General features: G+C 44.2%; 14 protein-coding genes. 8 read left to right on the forward strand and 6 right to left on the reverse strand.

The annotated features are described in order from the left end of the window. Positions 1-13: 13 nt before the first annotated feature. The 3 genes from BLS59_RS06115 to BLS59_RS06125 form a co-directional block, all read right to left on the reverse strand. On the reverse strand, positions 14-3,448 hold the full coding sequence (locus tag BLS59_RS06115) for a TonB-dependent receptor (RefSeq protein ID WP_091146224.1): 3,435 nt from the start codon (positions 3,446-3,448) through the stop codon (positions 14-16). A gap of 135 nt (positions 3,449-3,583) precedes the next feature. After that, positions 3,584-4,798, reverse strand: a complete 1,215-nt coding sequence (locus BLS59_RS06120) for a FecR family protein (protein ID WP_091146227.1) — start codon at positions 4,796-4,798, stop codon at positions 3,584-3,586. Between the two features lie 88 nt (positions 4,799-4,886). Then, positions 4,887-5,495, reverse strand: coding sequence for an RNA polymerase sigma factor (locus BLS59_RS06125; RefSeq protein ID WP_091146231.1), 609 nt, complete (start codon positions 5,493-5,495; stop codon positions 4,887-4,889). A 271-nt stretch (positions 5,496-5,766) separates the two neighbouring features. On the opposite strand from BLS59_RS06125, the gene BLS59_RS06135 reads away from it, so the two are divergent. The 7 genes from BLS59_RS06135 (at position 5,767) to BLS59_RS06165 (ending at position 12,591) form a co-directional block, all read left to right on the forward strand. Next, complete coding sequence (locus tag BLS59_RS06135; RefSeq protein WP_091146236.1) at positions 5,767-5,946, forward strand: hypothetical protein; 180 nt, start codon at positions 5,767-5,769, stop codon at positions 5,944-5,946. Between the two features lie 212 nt (positions 5,947-6,158). Beyond that, positions 6,159-6,704, forward strand: a complete 546-nt coding sequence (locus BLS59_RS06140) for a GNAT family N-acetyltransferase (RefSeq protein ID WP_091146239.1) — start codon at positions 6,159-6,161, stop codon at positions 6,702-6,704. An 8-nt stretch (positions 6,705-6,712) separates the two neighbouring features. Continuing rightward, positions 6,713-7,891 (forward strand): M20 family metallo-hydrolase, encoded by a 1,179-nt coding sequence (locus BLS59_RS06145; protein WP_317039753.1) that lies wholly within the window; start codon positions 6,713-6,715, stop codon positions 7,889-7,891. Then, a complete protein-coding gene (locus BLS59_RS06150; protein WP_091146241.1) occupies positions 7,866-9,206 on the forward strand; it encodes a sigma-54-dependent transcriptional regulator in 1,341 nt (446 codons plus the stop codon). Before BLS59_RS06145 ends, BLS59_RS06150 begins: the two co-directional genes overlap by 26 nt. Positions 9,207-9,431: 225 nt before the next feature. After that, positions 9,432-10,817 (forward strand): outer membrane beta-barrel protein, encoded by a 1,386-nt coding sequence (locus BLS59_RS06155; protein ID WP_091146244.1) that lies wholly within the window; start codon positions 9,432-9,434, stop codon positions 10,815-10,817. 137 nt (positions 10,818-10,954) lie between these two features. Continuing rightward, the gene (locus BLS59_RS06160; protein ID WP_143014049.1) at positions 10,955-11,557 is read left to right on the forward strand and encodes a hypothetical protein; all 603 of its coding nucleotides are present in this window, start codon (positions 10,955-10,957) and stop codon (positions 11,555-11,557) included. Positions 11,558-11,703: 146 nt separating this feature from the next. Beyond that, positions 11,704-12,591 (forward strand): AraC family transcriptional regulator, encoded by an 888-nt coding sequence (locus tag BLS59_RS06165; RefSeq protein ID WP_091146250.1) that lies wholly within the window; start codon positions 11,704-11,706, stop codon positions 12,589-12,591. Here the strand turns inward: BLS59_RS06165 and BLS59_RS06170 are convergent. The 3 genes from BLS59_RS06170 to BLS59_RS06180 are packed head-to-tail and all read right to left on the reverse strand — an operon-like array spanning position 12,579 to position 16,777. After that, positions 12,579-13,397 (reverse strand): sugar phosphate isomerase/epimerase family protein, encoded by an 819-nt coding sequence (locus BLS59_RS06170; RefSeq protein WP_091146253.1) that lies wholly within the window; start codon positions 13,395-13,397, stop codon positions 12,579-12,581. The two genes, BLS59_RS06165 and BLS59_RS06170, sit on opposite strands and share 13 nt — an antisense overlap. An 11-nt stretch (positions 13,398-13,408) precedes the next feature. Continuing rightward, on the reverse strand, positions 13,409-15,913 hold the full coding sequence (locus BLS59_RS06175) for an alpha-L-rhamnosidase-related protein (protein WP_091146256.1): 2,505 nt from the start codon (positions 15,911-15,913) through the stop codon (positions 13,409-13,411). Positions 15,914-15,961: 48 nt separating this feature from the next. After that, on the reverse strand, positions 15,962-16,777 hold the full coding sequence (locus tag BLS59_RS06180) for a phytanoyl-CoA dioxygenase family protein (RefSeq protein ID WP_091146259.1): 816 nt from the start codon (positions 16,775-16,777) through the stop codon (positions 15,962-15,964). A 181-nt stretch (positions 16,778-16,958) separates the two neighbouring features. On the opposite strand from BLS59_RS06180, the gene BLS59_RS06185 reads away from it, so the two are divergent. Beyond that, positions 16,959-17,414 carry an anthrone oxygenase family protein gene (locus BLS59_RS06185; protein ID WP_091146261.1) on the forward strand — a complete coding sequence of 152 codons (456 nt, stop codon included), beginning with the start codon at positions 16,959-16,961 and terminating at the stop codon, positions 17,412-17,414. The last annotated feature ends 45 nt before the right edge of the window (positions 17,415-17,459 follow it).

The raw sequence follows: 17,459 nt of genomic DNA on the forward strand, positions 1-17,459 counted from the left end.
ATTTGGTCATGAATTAAAATTGAACATTGATTCCCAGCGTATAAACTTTTGCAGGCGGATATACCCCAAAATCCCTTCCAAAACCCGTGTTTGAAAGCGGATCGGCATTTACCTCGGGATCATAGCCCTTGTATTTGCTAAAAGTGAGTATGTTTTGACCGGTGGCATAAACCCTTAATGACGATATGCCTATTTTTTTAAGCATCGCCGGTGGGAAGGTATAACCCAGTGTAAGGTTTTTTAAACGCACATAGGTACCGCTTTCCAGGTATTGTGTAGAAAAGCTGCTGTTACCATTCGGATCGCCATATACCTCGCGCGGGAGGTTTGTTTTTTGCCCGGCATGGGTCCAGCTGTTTAACACATCAATAGATTGATTGAAGGGATTAACCATGTTTTCCAGCAGGGTACGGTTTTGATTATAGATCATATTACCAAAACTGCCCTGGAAAAAGAAACTCAGCTCAACACCTTTATAGGTAAACGTATTGGTTATCCCACTGATGAATTTAGGGTTAGGATCGCCGATGATCTTACGATCGTTGGCATCAATAACGCCGTCTTTTTTAATGTCCTCAAAACGCAGATCGCCGGCAGATGCATTCGGTTGAGTAGGTGCCGCGGCCACTTCTTGGGGAGTTTGAAAAATGCCTTGAACTACATAGCCATAAAATGCACCAAGTGGCTGTCCTTTTTGGCTTATGGAATAATCGCCTATGATGGTCCGGTCTACAGTTTTCCCATTCTCATCTACCAGCGTTCCCAAATCAAGCACCTTATTGCGATTAAGGCTAAAGTTGAACTGTGTATTCCATTTAAGGCCGTTTGATGAACGGATATTTACCGTGTTGATTCCAAGCTCGAACCCCTTGTTTTGTACCTGACCCAAATTTTCAACAATAGTAGTTACCTCGGCACCCGAGCTAATAGCCAGTGGTACTTCGGTTAGCAGGTCTTTAGTTCTTTTCAGATAAACATCCGCTGTAATATTTATCCTGCCGTTAAAAAGATCCATATCAAGCCCGGCATCATATTGATTGGTAGTTTCCCATTTAAGCTTATCGTTGCCAATTCGCTGGGCGGCTATACCGCCGGCAACAGAGCCATCGCCTGTGTAATTACTGTAGTTATACCCCGTGCCGTAAGTACTGTACCGATCATATACGCCTACGTTTTGGTTGCCATTGGCACCAAAACTTCCGCGCAGTTTAAGTTCAGATATGATGGAGCTTTTATCAAAGAAGGGTTCCTGCGAAATTCGCCAGGCGGCCGATATCGCCGGGAAGTAGCCATAGCGGTTATTGGCCGCAAAACGGCTTGAACCATCGGCACGCATACTGGCCGATGCGTAGTACCTGTCTTTATAATTATAGTTAGCCCTTAAAAAGTAACTAACCAAACCCCATTGTTCTTCATAGCTTGATATGGCTTGTTTAATACTGGCCGCATACAAATAAGGCACCGCGTTTGACGGGAAACCATAACCGGAGGCGCTGGAAGTAAACAGCTCAGAATTTTGTGCCGATTGACCTGCCAGCAACGTTAAATTATGATTGTTATTAAAAACAGTTTTATAGGTAAGTGTATTTTCCCACAACCATATGGTACCTGTATTGGTACCGGTGGCAGCACTGCCCCGGCTTGCCGATGTCGCGTTTTCAAAGCCCGGGTTTTCCCTGGCAATAAACTGGTTCTCAATCTGCGCGCGGTAATCAATACCTATTGACGAGCGGAAGGTTAAATTTTTGAGGATATTGTATTCGCCGTACATATTACCAAAAAGCTGGTTAAGCTTAATGATGTTATGCGTGGTTTCGTTATCGCCGTAAGGGTTATCTGATTGCGAAAAAGGGTTAAGCGCATAAGTACCATCGGGATTATATACGGCCAATGTAGGGATCTGCTCCAGCGCACCCAAAACCACTCCTGAGTTATTCAGCTGCATTTCTGAGCGGGTACTGCGGTTGTTTTGCGTATTAGCCAGATTTAAACTGATACCGATTTTAAATTCATCAGTAACCTGCTGATCGAGATTGATCTTAGCCGAATATCTTTCAAAACCCGAGTTACGGATAATACCATCCTGGTTAAAATACGAGCCCGATATATAATATTTGGTTTTATCGCTGCCGCCCGTTATACTTAACTGGTAATTACGGATAGGGGCATTATGATAAAGTAAATCCTGCCAGTTGGTGTTGGTAGTTACCGTATCAACATCATAAGCAGGATCTTCGCCCGCGTTTACCAGGGATTGATTAAATATAGATGCAAATTGTTTCCCGTTAAGGAGTTTTATCTTTTTAACCAGTTTTTGCTGACCGTAATACATATTAAAATCAACCTGGGGCTTGCCCGCTTTACCCCGTTTGGTAGTTACCAAAATAACACCATTTGAAGCACGCGAACCATACATGGCTGCTGCCGCACCATCCTTCAGTACCTCTATGGATTCAATGTCGCTGGTAGCCAGTGTGCTTAAAGGGTTGGGGCGCTGGTTACCTATTCCTAATTCCTCATCATACCCCGGTTGTACAGGTACATTATCAATCACGTACAAAGGTGATGTGCTTAAACTCAAGGAGTTTTTACCCCGGATAGAAATATTAATTGCCGACCCCGGCTGGCCCGTAGGGTTACTTACCTGCACACCGGGCGCCTGTCCCTGCAAGGCATTTTCAAAGCTGCTTACTATTTGCCTGCCCAAAGCTTTTGAGCCAACGCTTGAAATAGCAGTACTCAGGTCCTTTTTATTTTGCGTTCCGTAGCCAACGCCCACTACCACCACTTCGTTTAAGCTGCCGGTTTCTGGCGATAATACAATGTTGAGCGTGGTTGTACCAGACGCAATTGTTATTTGTTTTGATGCCAGACCAATGTATGATATGGTTAGCACATCACCGGGTTGCACATCTACGCTAAAAGTTCCATCAATCCCGGTAACCATTATGCCTGTTTTACCTTTTATGGCAATGGTGGCCCCAGGCAATGCAGCTCCCGTGGTATCGGTAACTTTGCCGGTGATTTTTATAGGCGTTTGTTGGGTGTCTGTTTTGTTTTTTGCCGGGGATATCACTATGGTTTTATTTTCAATAGTATAATCCAGTGGCTGACCTATAAAGCAGTATTTAAGTGCCTGCTCCAGCGGTTCATTAGTAATATCCAGGTTAATGGGTTTTGCATTTTGCAACAGGTCATAACTATAAAAAAAAACGTAGCCGGTTTGCTTACGGATAGATTTGAAAACCTTTTCCAAAGCCACGTTTTTACCAGAGAATGTTACGGTTTGTGAATAACTGCTTGCATGAACGTGCATAAATGCAATAGTTATTAAAATAAAGGTCAGCTTCATGATCCGCCAGGTTTGATGGTATGTTTTAGCGGGTTTACCGGCTGTAAAAGGTGCCGTAAACAGGCCGCATAAAATACGACAAGTAATTAAATTCATTACATTTGAATGGTTTGGAGTTAAAAAATGATTGAATTGCAAAAGAATTTTGTTTGAAACATCCGGGCTATTTATGCCGGGAGCGCGCCAACGCTTCCGGTTTTTTATGCAGATGTTTTTATTGAAGCGTAGGGGTTACTGCATAACAAGCACCTCCTTTCCACTGATGGTAAAATGCAGGCCGCTTTTTTCCAGAATGTGCAATACTTGCGATAGTTTAAGGTTACGCTGTATAGCACCGCCAAACTGCTTTGCCGAAACTGTACCGTCATACCTCACGTCCACATCGTACCAGCGCGATAGCTGCCGCATAATAGTTTGTATATCGGCATGGTTAAACTGAAAATATCCGTCGCGCCAGGCAACGGCCTCTTCAGTATCGGCATCGTTATTTATTATTATGCTGCTATTTGTACCTAAGGTTATTTTTGCCTGTTCGCCCGGTTTTAACAAGGCTGTGAATTGTTGGTAACTTACCTTTACGCTGCCTTCAAGCAGGGTAGTTTTCATCAGCTTTTCGTCGTTGTAGGCATTAATATTAAAATGTGTGCCCAATACTTCAACAGTTTGCCCGGCCGATGTTACCCGGAACGGCTTCGCCGCGTTTTTTGCGACCTCAAAATAGGCCTCGCCGGTAAGCTCAACGTTTCTTTGCTTCCCGGTAAATTGCGTTGGGTATCTTAAAGAAGATGCAGCATTTAACCAAACCTTGCTGCCATCCGGAAGCTCTACCTGGTACTGACCGCCGCGAGGTGTGCTCACCGTATTGTAACCGGCCGGCATGATATTATTGGCTACTGCATCATTGGTTGCTTTGTTTATTACCTTGCCGCTGCCTGTTTTAATAACTGCTATCCCGGCCTGTTTTGCTATAACCCCATTTTTTATATCATTCAATACTATCCGCGATCCGTTTGATAGCGTTAAAACTGCTTTGTTGCTGCCCGGCATTGCGTCGTTCTTAAGTTGTTTTACAGCAAGCTGGGCCGGTTGTGGTTTTACACGGTTAAGGGTTAAGTAATAAACACCAGCAAAAATGAATATTAGTACAGCGGCGGCTGCGGTTGCAAGCGGCCACATTTTACGATAACGTTTTTCGGGTACAACTACCTGTTCGCCAATTTGATCAACCAGCCTGGCGTGAACATCGGCAAGCGCAGCATCTACTTCGGCATTGGTCATAGCTTCGGTGTCTGCCGATTTTTCAAAATACTGGGCTATCGCAATTTTTAATGCCTCTTCGTTTTCAGGGTGGTTAAATTCCTGCAGCAGCACATCTATTTCATGGGGAGTGCATTGCCGGTTGAGGTATTTATTTATAAGGAGGTTAAGTTGGTTTATATCTTTCAAAGTACCTGTTTTTCTGCTAATACGCTGCAGAAAAAGTTTATGTCGGCTCGGGATGAAAAAAAATGAAAAAAAGATTGGCGGAAGGTAGTTAACGCCAGTTGGAGAAGATGATCACCGCCAGGGAATAGGCGGCCAGATCCGGGTGATTGTGCAGGTAGTTGCGTACAACTACATTGGCTTTTACCATGTGATCATGAATGGTTGAAGAGGAAATATGTAATTCTTTACTCACCTCATCATAAGTTTTCCCTTCGAGTCGGCAAAGGGTGTAAACCTTTTTACGTTGCGGGGGCAACTGATCTACAGCCGTTCGTATCAACTCCATGTTTTGTTTACTGATGATGTTTTCTTCTGTATCGATATAAGCATCTGCAGCCATCAGTAATATTTTATCCGCCAGTTGCCTGTCTTTGACTGCTTTTCTGAAATGGTCATACACAAGGTTTACACCAATGGTATAAAGATAGGACCGGAAGGAGCGTGAGGTATCTATATTTTTACGGCCCTCCCATATTTTCATGAACAGATCCTGCAATAGCTCCTTGGCGGTTTCCTCGTCATTCACCATCCGCAAAATTTTCAGGAATAACCGTTTGCTATACCGTTTATAAATTGCGGCAAAGGCATCAGGGCTCCCTAACAGGATTAATTGAATAAGCTCTTCTTCAGCAAGTTTATCTTCCCGGTCTATCTCCATTTTAAAACTTTAATTCTGCGCGCAGGCTAATTGGTAGGGGACAATATAGTGAATAAAAAACAATCCGGATTTTTAATAATTGGTCATGTCGTCCTTATAAAGCCTAATATATTGAAAAATAAGCATATCAAAATGAAAGGGTCTTTCTCCGGCTCATTTTTGCTGTTAATTATTTTACCGGGTTTAAATGCTTTAAACCCACATTGTCGCTATGCAGGCAAATTGCGGCATATGATTGGTTTAAAGGGTTTGTTTATAAATTAATTATATCATGACTTCATTTTATATCCTGCTTAAAATAATTGCCCTGCTGGCTGTTGTTATCATCCCGTTTTGCGGTCCTAAGCGTAAAAAGGCGGCCCCGCTCAGCGGCATCAGCAAGCTTGCGGTTAATGAGGATGGTTTCCTGGAAAACTTTGTTGATAACCCCGAAGACCATCATCATGCCTGATGATATCAAAACAGCTCAAATTGAAAACAAAAGCCTTTCAAAATGAAAGGCTTTTGTTTTTTGATTGCAAGACCCTAAAATATAAAATATTCATTTACACGGCCTAAACTTATGATTATAGGGTAGCGGTAATACCGGGCATTCTTTTGGCAACAGGGTATATACAGTTAATAACAATCCGTGCTTTTAACTGAAATAAACTAAAAAAAGAAATGGAAGATGAACGAATTATTATAAGGTCGGCCATTGCGGCCGATGTGGTTTTTGCCGATGAGATCATCAGGGAGATGGAAAGTTCGGCAATTGCAAGAGGGTCCGGGATCTCAAAAAGATCAGCCGAATCGGTTATTGAAAAAATAGACAGCGGCAAAGCCATAGTAGCAGTAACAGAAAACGGCGAATGGGTTGGTTTCTCCTATATAGAAACCTGGGACAATGAAAAGTTTGTGTCAAACAGCGGACTCATTGTATCGCCAAAACACCGCAGCCAGGGCGTGGCATCTCAAATTAAAAACCAAATTTTTGAACTCTCGCGCACAAAGTACCCGGCTGCCAAAGTGTTCAGCATTACATCCGGGCTGGCCATCATGAAAATGAACTCGCGCCTGGGTTTTGAGCCGGTAACCTATGCCGAAGTAGCCCGGGAATCAACGTTCTGGGACGCCTGCAAAAGCTGCGTGAATTATGATGTGCTGCAAAGTAAAAACAGGTGCAATTGTTTATGCACCGTTATGTTGTTTGATCCCCAATTAAATTAACAGAAACCATGGTTATGATAAAAGATATCAATAAAAGGCTCAATATTTCCCAGCTATGGGATGGCCAGCCAATAAATCCGTATTTATTCAGCGAATCGATAACCCTGCTGCAGAACCTTATCCGAACGCCATCGTTTAGCGGCGATGAAGGTGGCGTAGCCGATCTTGTACATCAATATTTATACGGTTACTCTATTAAGGTAAAAAGAAAAGGAAATAATTTGTGGTGTTTTAATAAGTACTATGATGAAACCAAACCGACAATATTGCTTAACTCTCATCTGGATACGGTTATGCCAAATGAGGGCTATACAAAAGACCCCTTCTGCCCGGAAATAGCCGAAGGTAAACTATACGGACTGGGGAGTAATGATGCCGGCGGTTGTCTGGTATCGCTCATTGCAGCCTTTCTGCATTTTTACAGCTACCAGGGTCTGGGCTTTAACCTTTGCCTGGCTATTACCGCCGAAGAGGAAAATTCGGGCGAAAACGGTATAAATTCCATACTGCCACTATTAGGCAAGCTGGAACTGGCCATTGTAGGCGAGCCAACTTTATTACAAATGGCCGTGGCCGAAAAAGGCAACCTTGTCATTGACTGCGTTAGCAAAGGCGTATCTGGCCATGCCGCGCGGGAGGAGGGTGATAATGCCATTCACAAGTGCTTAAAGGACCTTGATTGGTTTCGTAACTACCAGTTTCCGCATAAATTAACCGGGTTGCCGCCCGTTAAAATGAGTATAACAACCATCAAGTCGGGTTTGCAGCATAATATTGTGCCGGCCAGGTGCGAGTTTACGGTAGATATCCGCAATGATGATACCTATACCCAGCAGGAGATACTGAATGTTATTACAAAAAATGTATCGTGCCAGGTAACGGCGCGCCAGGGCTCGTTGCGGGCTTCTTCTGTTCCGATGGATCACCCTATAGTGAAAACAGGTATAGCTGTTGGCTGCAAAACCTATAGTTCGCCAACAACTTCAGATCAGGCGTGGTTGTCTGTGCCCTCTGTTAAAATAGGTCCCGGCGATTCGGCCCGGTCACACTCTTCAGATGAATTTGTATACCTCGAAGAGATAAAAAAAGGAATCAGCTTATACATCAGGCTATTGGATACCCTGCCGCTTATGCTGATCAACAATCCCAATAAATACAAAGATGAAATCAAGCATATTAATAATTGATGACGAGGTTAAGCTTAGCGAATTAATGGGAAGGATCCTGATGTTGGAGGGCTATAATGTACTACAGGCCTGCAATGCTAAAAACGGGATGCGCCTTATTGAACGGGAAGATATAAGAGTGGTGCTGAGCGATGTGAAACTCCCCGACGCAAATGGGTTAGACCTTGTTGAAAGGATAAAAAAGATAAAGCCCTACATTGAGGTTATAAACCTTACCGCCTTCGGCAGCATCAGCGATGGTGTTTTAGCCATTAAAAACGGCGCCTTTGACTACCTCACAAAAGGCGACGATAACGACAAGATAATCCCACTGGTGAGCAAAGCGATCGCCAAAGCCAATTTACAGTTTCAGATAAGCGAAATTCAAAAGCAAACAGAAGTACAGCATGGTTTCCCGATAGTTCTGGGGCAATCGCCGGCCATTTTAGAGGCAGTGGACCTGGCAAAAAAAGTAGCCAAAACAGATGCCACCGTTCTGTTATTGGGCGAAACCGGTACCGGTAAAGAGGTATTTGCCGAAGCCATTCATGTAGAAAGCATGCGGAACGATAAACCCTTCGTAGCCGTAAACTGCAGCGCGTTTAGCAAGGAATTGCTGGAAAGCGAACTGTTTGGCTATAAAGCAGGTGCCTTTACTGGTGCTATTAAGGATAAAAAAGGTTTGTTTGAAGAAGCCAGCGGCGGCACTATATTTTTAGATGAGCTTGGCGAAATGGGGCACGACCTGCAGGCCAAACTACTGCGTGTACTGGAAAACGGCACCTTCATAAAAATTGGCGAAACCAAAACAACCAAAGTAAATGTAAGGTTGATAGCAGCTACCAACCGCGATTTGCAAAAAGAATCCGAAGAGGGTCATTTCCGGCTCGATCTGTTTTACCGGCTTTCGGGGTTTTCCATTGTGCTGCCACCATTGCGCGAGCGGGTAGGGGATATTGAAGTACTGGCCCGGCATTTTATAAGGGTGTACGCTGCCAAGGTTAAAAAGAAGGCCCCAGAAGTAGATGAGCGCTTTTTTAAGCTGCTTAACCAGCATAAGTGGAATGGTAACATCCGCGAGCTTAAAAACGTGATAGAACGCGTTATTATCCTAATGGATGAACCTTTGCTGACTCCAAAGTTACTCCCAAATGAATTTCATAATGGTGGTTATTATGATCTGGTAGCGCTTGATCTTAACAGTGTGGAGAAACACCACATCCGCAGGATCTTAAAATATGTTAAAGGTAACAAGACCGAAGCCGCCCGTGTGCTGGGAATTGGTCTTGCCACACTTTACCGCAAAATAGAGGAGTACCATATACTCCCAAACTAATCATAATGAGAAAGCCTCCTTATCAAACCGAGAAGGCTTTTTACAACACTTTATCGCTTAAATAAAAGTGTGGTAAATAAAGTGCTGATAATCAAATAGAAGTAAGTCAGTCGCTCTAAACTGGAATAGGATTGGCAAGTATGCCATCAAATAAGCAAAAGGGCAAAGCAAATAAAAACATACACGGCTTTGCCCCAATGCTAACAAGTAATATCCATATTTAAAATGAAAAAACTTTTCTTCTCCATTCTCCTGGGCGTTTCAATAACCAACGCCTATTCCCAGGATCAGGCTGCTGTAAAAAAAGACAGCACACTGGTTAAAGACACCGTTAAAACCGCAGCCGAACCATTTGCCTTCGGCGATTTTACCTGGCTTAACGGTAACGACCGCAGGCACAAGGCCCTGCTTGACAGCAAATATTTCACCGGCCGTTTCCTGCTTGATTTTAATTATACGGCATCAAACAATAACCCGATTGACCATACCGTAGTGGGTTCAACCGCGCTGGCCCGCGATCATGAATTTGAAATATCAACAGTAGCATTAGGAGGCGATTTTCATTACGATAACGTACGTGCCAGTATACTTACCCAGTTTGGTACACGCTCAACCGTTGTACCTCGTAATGATTTCAGCGTAACCCGGGGGCAGTTTGATCTTTCAACGGCTTACCGGTACCTGAGTGAGGCCAACGCCGGTTATCACTTTAATGTACTGAACGGTATCAATGTAGATGCCGGTATCTTTATGTCGTACATCGGTCTGTTCTCTTATTATAACGCTGAGAACTGGGCCTACCAACCTTCATTCACCAGTGATAATACGCCCTGGTTCTTCAACGGCGTTCGTGTCCAGATCTTTGTGTCGGACAAGCTAAAGATAGAACCGTGGTTGATCAACGGCTGGCAATCATACGGTATGTTTAACAGCAGACCAGGCATTGGCGGGCAAATTTTATGGCGCCCTGTTGAATGGCTGCAGGTACTCACCAATAATTATTATGGTGCAGATACGCAGGATAAACCTGGCCGTAAACGGTTCCATACCGATAACAGCATAGAGGTAAGGTATTTCAAAGGCAAAGGTAATTTTGTAAACAGTGCCGCATTCTCCATAACCGGCGACCTTGGGGATGAAAAGGGCGATGGTGTTAACGGTTTTACATCAGACCCGGTTAAAGGGCCTGCACAATACTTTGCAAGCGCCATGATCTATCACCGCATGGTAATGGCAAAAGGCCACCTTGGCTGGACAGTTGGCGGCGGCGTGATGAACAATCCCGGTCGTTACCTGGTGCTTTACCCAACTGGTGATGCTAACCCTATCCCGGCTATTAATACCGGCGCTGTTGGTACACACCCGTTCTCTGCAAACCCCGGCGATAAGTTCCATGCTTACGATTACTCCACCACGGTTGACCTGATGCCGAATGACTATCTCACTTTCAGGATGGAAATTGTTCATCGCCATGCCGATGTACCTTATTTTGCCGGTCACGGCGGCGTTACTTCGCCGGATGGCTATAATACTACCCCGGTAGGCAGCTTTACCCCAGATCTGGTTAATTCAGAAACCAGGTTTATTGCCGCTCTGCTGGTGCGGTTTTAACTAAAATACTCATAAAACCGGCAATAACTTAGTCTGGTCGGATAACTAAGTTTAGTAAGGTTGGAAGCCGGGAATTGCCGCCCGGCTTTTTTTAAGGCGCTGTGCTTTAACAGCATATTCCACAATAATTAATGATCATGAAAAATTCAATCAAGGTGCTCGTCGCAATGATGGTAATCGGTATACAAGGTATACGATTGCAGGCACAAACCACAAAAGCTGCTGCAGGTGTTTATTTAACCATGCAGGATTACAAAGCAGGCAAGCTGAGTTATACCCCGGACAATAAAGATAATATGCAACTCCACTCTTTTTTAAGCGGAAAACATATCGGCGTTAACTATGGGGGTAAAAATATCAGCCTGGCTAAAAACGAGATCTTCGGTTACAGAAAAGATGGCCTGGATTTCAGGTATTTCCACAATGAGGCCTACAGGATATTGGATACCGCCGGCTTTTTGCTTTATAGCCGTGAGGTATTAACACCGGGGAGCAAAGGCCTTAAACCTGTTGAGCAATATTTTTACAGCACGGATGCGGCAACGCCAATACTTAATTTAACGATAGATAATATCGACAAAAGTTTTGCGGCGCAGGCAGATTTCAGATACAACGTGCAGAACTATTTTCATGGCGATGCCGGACTGATGGCCTACGACCGGTCAATTAATCAGTACGAGCTTAAACACCTGTATTTTGAATACCGCCACAACGGTACACCCCAACATGCCGCCCTTTAATTAACTATTGATACCCCTGTTGAAAGTCCCGGTTCCCTGCCGGGGCTTTTTGTTTTTGAACATGCCGACGTAGGTTTCTCATTAGGAATTACCAATAAAAAACAGGTTATTTATAAACAGAAAAGTTTGTAACCTGACTAATAACAATGCACAAAAGCTTTTTTAAATACCTTACTATTAGCGAAACGGAGGAGAAATGGGGAGCTTATGTTACTTCGGTAGGGTACTCCAAAGTAGAGCCTAATGAGCATTATCCTAACCAGGAACATCCGCAAAGCCACACCCTGACCTGGAACCGCGGGCGGATCTTAAATGACTATTACATTGTATTTATTTCAAAGGGGAAAGGTGTTTTTGGCGCAGGTAATTCGCAGCCGGGAACCGTTGATACGGGTACATGTTTCTTTTTATACCCAGGGATATGGCACCGCTACAAGCCCGATCCAAAATCGGGATGGGAAGAATACTGGATAGGCTTCAATGGCTCTTATATGGAGCACCTCATGAAAAGTTTTTTTGATGCAGCTACCCCCTTTGTTAACGTAGGCGCCAGTAAAGATATGCTGGTGCTGTTTCATAAACTGATAGATACGGTTGCCGCTTCATCCATAGGTTACCCGCAGCAGGTTGCCGGTATTACGCTGCAAATTCTTGGACTGGTAAACACAATTTCCAGGTTTAAGGCGTATGAAAATGACCCGGTGGGTAAGCTGATCTCGAAGGCTAAATTTATATTGCAGCAGTCGTTTGAAAACCAGGTAGACATGGAGGATATAGCCCGGCAACTACCTATGGGCTATTCATCTTTCCGCAAGGCTTTTAAAAAGATCTCCGGCGAATCGCCAAATCAATATCACTTAAACCTTCGGCTGAATCGTGCCAAGGATCTGTTAACCACCACGGTTTTAAATATTAACGAGGTGGCAGATCAAACCGGTTTTGAATCGGTGTATTACTTCTCCAAGTTATTCAAAAAGAAAAACGGTGTTTCGCCCAACGCATACCGCAAAATGCCGCCCGATCAGGAAAACTGATAACGTTTTTGCAAGAGATTTTTCATAAAACAGTTCACTTCAAACTGATCGGCCAGGGGAGTATTTTCAAAAGGTTTGGATGGCATATACGGCGCGGGCCCAAACTCGGTAGTAATTGGGAAGATCTCTTTGCCCAATTGCCTGTTCACCTCAATGATCTTGTCCCACCATTCTAAAAATTGATCCAACGCATACTTCCATTCTGGTGCCCGTGGATCGGAAACCTGCGGACCTTGTTCAAAACCTACCCGCGCGTGGATGTGCCTTGATCTGTTAATAGCCTTGTTAACTATCCCGGTAAAGTTTTCCAGCATGCTTTCCGTAACGCATACCCAGTGTGAAAGATCGGCAGTAATCAAATAATCGTCCCGAAAATCAAAAAATGGATCTATCATCTGCGGGCAAAAGCCAAGCCTGCCCCGGTGGGTTTCATGGGCAACGGTAATCCCCGTTTTTGCGGAAAACTCCGCGGCAATATCTACCAATTCCAGGTTTTGCTGAAAAGAAAAATAGTCCCTGCCGGTATGTGAGTTTATAAGTATAGGTCCAGGCTCGGCGCATTTGTGCAGGTTTTGCTGAAACGAAGCTTTAAACTCTTTGAACGTACTGCCATACGCTTCATGTTGATGAGTTACTATGTGCATTTCGTGCTGCTGCAGGTAATCGTACAGTAGCTTTTTATCGTTGTCGTCTTCGGGAACCCATGTGTCAATCCCATTATAACCTGCGTTCCTTATTTTATCAAGAAAGGTTTTCAGGTCGAGGTGTTCATGTCCCCACAACGGGCAAAGTATTTTTATCTCCATACAATTTACCGTTAAACCGCAATTTTAATTAGGAATTTTGTAGCATCGCGGCAGACTTTTTTTATGGTTAAACTGCCGTCATTCCCGGCCTTGATCTTTTGCATTTGGTTATTTATTTGCAACTCATACAAACTGCCCGGCTGCAAACCTTTAAGCGTAAACTGATAACTGTTGGGCGTAGTGATGGTCCATGAAAAAGCATTGGGTTGCCAGCTGTTTACCTGCATATTAATACGGTCGGCAGTTTTGGCGGCTATCTGCAGCAGCATAGCATCTTTATTACCGGGATAAAAGGTTAGCTGGTTCCCCGTTTTATTTGCGCCGAAGCTCTCTTTGCTGGTAATCGAAAAACCGCCGCTGCTCATGGTATAGTTATTAACGTTTAGGTTTAACTGGTACACCGTATCTCGCAGGGTATAAGAAAACTCGGTTCCGTTAAGGCTGGCAGACATGTTGGGTTCTATACCCATCCGGTTCCATTTGGGGCGGATGCCGTAGATATCCCGGTATAACGCGGTTATACTGGTAGAAATTCCGGCCAAAATATCCTCGCCAGCACCCAACTGGGTACCCCTTAGGTAGCGCTGCGATGAAAGACCATCCTTTTTATATTGCTGCAGCAGGTTGTTGATGTATTTAAGGGCGATACCTTTATCATAATTTGCATAGGCCCGGATGCCAAGATATCCCCAGGTAGGAAAAATATCGCCATTTTCATATTTGGGAAATGGCCAGTTGCCGCCAGATACTTCTTCCTTCGTAAAAGAATCAAAACAGAGCGGCCAGTGAAACAGGTTTTCTTTTACGGCGCGGGTTTCTATCTGATCGAGGATCTGAGCTATTCGCTCCTTATCATCACAGATCCCGAACGCGATGGCCGCAAAGTTAACAGGCGTTACTAAATTATCCCCATGAACCGAGCCATCATTATCGCGCCAGTAAACGTATTGCCGCTTCTCGGGCGACCAAAACCCACCATCTTGAATGGGCTTGTTAAAAGCTGTTTTGAGGCGCGCTGCAATTGCAGCGTAATAGGCTGATTTTTCCCGGTTGCCCAGTACGCTTTCGCAGTTTGCCCAAAGGTTTAATGCCTCATACATCTGGGCGTTTACAAAAGAGTTTTCATAGCTTGCCCAAACAATATCCAGCCAGTCGCTGGCCTTCTTTTCGGCAATATTGTTGTTCAGCATCTCAAAAATGCCGTTATGGTTGGCGTCGCGTTTTATCAGCCAGTCGAGCGCTTTTTCGCAGCTAATTTGATGCGATTTTAGCCAGGCGATATCGCCGTTCAAATCAAACTGCTCACTGGCATTTATAACATAGCCGGTTTGCGAATCGATTGTGTAACCCCACATGGCCTCATAATAGCCGGTTTTGAAATTATATGTACCCGGGATCTCATCGCCGGCCGCATTATGCCAGCGCGATAATACACGGCCATCGGCAAGCATGGCCTCGTCGCGCTCCTGGTTTAGCGTTGCCGACATGTTTTGGGTGTAATTTTTATCGTCAACCGCCATACCAATTTGGGCAAAAAATGGTTCGTGCAGGCATTTCCAGTTGGTAAGCCAGCCGTTGGCACCTATAATGTTATTGTCTACCACGCCATAACGCCCGGTGGTGTTTAAAAGCTCGCGTACGGCGGTTGCATCAATTCCCGGTAACGATCCGCGGGAGTATGCGGCAAAGTAGTTGATATATTGCAGATCAATATCTACCTTAACAATCCCTTTCTTTACTTTAAAGGGCGCAAACACATCAGCTTTTTGCCCTACAAAGCGGTTCAGGTCATAACGCTGATTAAGTGTACTATCCGTAACCAACTGGGTAGCGGTAAACTCATTTTGCAGGCTATGCGAGTATTTTGACGCAACGGTATGCCCATCATCCGGTTTTGTGCTGATGCGCAGGGCATTTCCTGTTTCGGCGTTCCAAAAGGTAACACCGCCGGTATGTACGCCGTAAGTATCATTTACCTGTTTCAGGTACTTGCACCATACCATCCCCCCATTATCTAAAATGCCACCTTTCCATACGTTCAAATCGGTGAAATTGTATTGTGGAAATGCCGTTTCTTCGAGTTCTGCATCTGTGTTATACGCCCTTGTGATATTCCAGTGGATCTTATCGCCGGTTACTTTAAATTTCCATGTTTCGCTCACGGCAATGGTTCCATCGCCATAAACCAATCCCGATAATGTTATTTCGCCGTCCTTTTCAGTTAACCGAACATTCTGAGCCCTCTCAGCAGAGGAAAACGTGCCCTTTTTTGTTTTGATACCGGTGTAAATACCATTGGAGGATAAAACATTCTGCCCCTTTATTTTCAGTTGTTTAATTACATATCCTGCCGAGTAATCTATAGTGATAGACAAATTTTTATCGGGAACGGTAATTGTGATCGTTTTTGCAGCGGGATCACGTTGTATTCCACTTGTTTTTGCAGTGTGGGAAAACCCCGGCTGATGAGCGATAAACAAAAGTAACAGCAGGGGCGTTAGCATCCTCCGGATCATGGGCTTGGTATTTGAAGTGTGTATAAAAATAGGTTTAAAAGCAGCGATTTATGAGTTTTTGCTGTAGATGAGCGGGGTGATAGCATCGTTATTCAGCAGATCACCGATTTGTAATTTTGCCAGTTCATCGGCCGATAAAATATTGGCGGTGCCGTTAAAAGTGTTGCCATCGGGCATGTAAGCACAGGTCATGGCCCGGCGAAATCCTGGGGTCATATTTGCATGGGCGCCGTGAATGGTGAGGCCATTGTGAAACGAACAACTGCCGGCCTTCATGGGGGCGGCTACAGACTTACTTCCCTTGAACTCGGGATAGGTGCCAAAAATAGCGCCCATGTTTTTTCCTATGCCGGGGTTTTCAAAGGTGGTGGTGTGGTAAGATCCGGGGATGAAAAACAGGCAGCCATTTTCATAAGTGGCATCATCAAGCGCAACCCAAATGGAGAGCGCCCGCCTGTCGCTGAACGACCAATACGGCGTATCCAAATGCCATGAAGTTGGATTGGCCCAGGGCTTTTTAATAAGTGCCTGATCATGCCAGATCCGGATACCATCGGCCCCCGAAAGCTGGGCGGCCATTTTGCCAAGCCTTTCATCCAGCATAACTTGCTTCATCTTATCGTTATCAACCCAAAGGTTAATCAGCTGGTCGAAAACATTATCATAGTATGATTTGTCGGCATCATCACCCTTGCCATATACCTCTTTGCGGTCGGGCATTTTATTGCCGTTGCGTTTTGCTACGGCCTCATTTAATGCACTTCTCCAAAAGTCAAGTTCCTGGGGCGATAAAAAATCTTCAATTACTAAAAAACCATCGCGACGGTATTGCTCAATGGCATCGGGTGTTAGCTCGTTTTTCATTTAGGTTACAAGTTATTGGTTAACTAATCAAAATTAGGGTAAACCTATTTTTGAAAGCTATTCATAGCGCGCATTTTTTTGTACTTTCTGATAAAAAGTAAAAGACATTCAAGCAGATAAATTCCATCCCTATAAAATGTTTTCGGGTTTAAATCGTCTGCTTAGGTAAGTGTAATTAACCATGATAGCCATTTTAGAATTTGTTGCCATTTTTTTGCTGATGCTGGTTACCGGCGTGTTTTGGGGACCATGGTTTGCACTTAGCCGTTCGTTAAGTGCATTTAGCGCCGGCGAATTTATAAAGATAGCCAAAATCATGTCGGCCAATTTGGGTGCGCCCATGCGTTTTCTTTTGCCATTATGCATTATAGCCATGCTATTAACCGTTTGGTTTTATCCGCAAAAAAGCGCAATTGGGTTTTATGCCGGTATTATGGCTGTAGCGCTCATTATTATATCATTGATAATTACCATCGCCATTGAAGTCCCTATTGTAAAAGGCGTAGAAGAGTGGACAGTGGAAACAATCCCAACCAATTGGACGGCAATACGTGACCGTTGGATAAAGTTTCATGTGGTACGTACGCTTACTTCGCTCTGTAGTTTCGCTTGCTTTGTGGTGGCTATTTTGTATTGAGATAGGGTAACGTTCACCGTAATTCATTCTTATCAATAATTGCCG

Source organism: Mucilaginibacter pineti (genome assembly GCF_900101875.1).
Lineage (GTDB): Bacteria > Bacteroidota > Bacteroidia > Sphingobacteriales > Sphingobacteriaceae > Mucilaginibacter > Mucilaginibacter pineti.